This window comes from Streptomyces sp. P17 (assembly GCF_032436805.1).
GTDB lineage: Bacteria > Actinomycetota > Actinomycetes > Streptomycetales > Streptomycetaceae > Streptomyces.
The window spans coordinates 1-248 of the sequence record NZ_JAVRBF010001272.1; the positions used below are offsets into that span (position 1 = coordinate 1).

The 248-nt window shown below is 47.2% G+C and carries 1 pseudogene; it reads right to left on the bottom strand.

The annotated features are described in order from the left end of the window. Positions 1-181, bottom strand: a pseudogene (locus tag RMT89_RS44665) (hypothetical protein); the annotation flags it as partial. Positions 182-248 lie beyond the last annotated feature (67 nt).

Consider the following 248-nt stretch of genomic DNA (forward strand, 5'->3'; position numbering starts at 1 on the left):
GTCTTGAGAAAGAGCCGTCATTATTCTCGGAGTTGGCTGCAGCACTTCCTTTTTTACCAAAGCGTTTGACGATGCTGGTGAGCATGTAGGGAGGGTCTGTCACAATGCTGTCGATGCTACCTTCCGGTAAACTTCGCATAGTCGTAACATTGTCACCCGGATAAAGTTTTACAGATGGCATGGCATCTCAATCTTCTGAAAGCATTTCTGACAGATCGGTCGCATCACTGACAAGCGGTTGAAGCTCT